The sequence below is a fragment of the Bradyrhizobium manausense genome, from assembly GCF_001440035.1.
Taxonomy (GTDB): domain Bacteria; phylum Pseudomonadota; class Alphaproteobacteria; order Rhizobiales; family Xanthobacteraceae; genus Bradyrhizobium; species Bradyrhizobium manausense.
Genome location: NZ_LJYG01000104.1, coordinates 244,192 through 245,397, shown reverse-complemented (window position 1 = coordinate 245,397; position 1,206 = coordinate 244,192). Strand labels below are relative to the sequence as shown.

The window sequence follows — 1,206 nt, the reverse complement described above, 5'->3', positions numbered from 1 at the left end:
GAGCCGGCGGCATCGAACCATAACTCCTTGGCTTCGCCGCTTGCCGTCACCGTGGTGCTGCCGCGCACGGTGAGGCGCAACACATCCTGCTTGATGTCGGAGAGGCTGAGTTCGCCCGAACCGTTCAGCGTCCAGGCCGTGACCGCAGGGCCGGAGAGCTGGACGACGAGATCGCTCGCCGGAAAGCAATCGACCAGGCGATCCCACTCCACCGTGTCCCATTCCAGCGTGCCGTCGCGCAGGCGCACATGGCTGACCAGCTCGGCATCGCCGCTGACGCTGGCCTGTGGCTTCGGGCCGGGCTGATAATGCACCTGCGCCGGAATTCTGATCTTGACGGCATCGCTGCCGGCCCATTCGAGATCGACGGTGCGGCGCTCGCTTGCGCCGGCCGTTTTCGCCGAGGCACAGCTTCGCAACGTTCCTGCCCAGGATCGGTGGTCGCCGTCCATCCATTCCGTTGCCGAGGTCAGAACCGCGATGACCCCGCACGCCGCCGCAATGCCCAGCGACACCATTGCGGTCCCTAAAGACGTCTGCGCATGGCGCACCTCCTATCAAGTCGGATCTTGTTCTGGCTTGAGCAGCCGGTAGTGCAGCCGGGCGTAATTCCCGAGCAACTTCACGGCGCCGTCGAGCGCCAGCAGCAGGAGTGCGCCGCATCCGACACTGGCCGAGATCAGCCCGATGCCGGCCAGCGCGCGCAGCAGCATCGCGGCGACAGAGGCAAAGTGCCCGATCTTCACGAGGCTCAGCAGCAATCCGAGCCCGACGATGCCGAGCGCGAAGACGACAAGGCCGATCACCAGCATGATCAGGGCGACAGTGAACAGCAGCGGCAGCAGGAACAGAATATCGACTGTGGCCAGTCCCCCCAGCGCGAGCAGGGCGGCGGCGGAGTTGCGTGGGGTGCGGTGATTTTCCCAATGACGCAGCCCGGTCTCGGCGCGCAGCTCGCGCGCCAGCCGCCGGGGGTCGCCGAGCGCGGCTGCCACATCGGCCTCGCTTCGCCCGGCTGCCTCGGCCTCGTCGAAATAGGACATGTAGTCGGCAAGGATGTCGTCGATCTCCCGCGCTGGAAGTCCGGCGAGCCCGTCATTGAGGACAGTCAAGAAGGCGACGCGGTTCATTCAGCGTTCTCCCAGCAACTGGTTGACGGCATCCGTGAACGTCCGCCACTCGCGCTTCTGCGCCGCGAACGCAGCG

2 protein-coding genes are annotated in these 1,206 nt (G+C 66.2%); both read right to left on the bottom strand.

Features of this window, described 5'->3' with window-relative positions; translation table 11 throughout:
• A partial coding sequence (locus tag AOQ71_RS48700; protein ID WP_245317191.1) for a GIN domain-containing protein occupies positions 1-518 on the bottom strand: 518 nt, incomplete at its 3' end.
• Between the two features lie 39 nt (positions 519-557).
• A complete protein-coding gene (locus AOQ71_RS28205; protein ID WP_057753489.1) occupies positions 558-1,130 on the bottom strand; it encodes a DUF1700 domain-containing protein in 573 nt (190 codons plus the stop codon).
• Positions 1,131-1,206 lie beyond the last annotated feature (76 nt).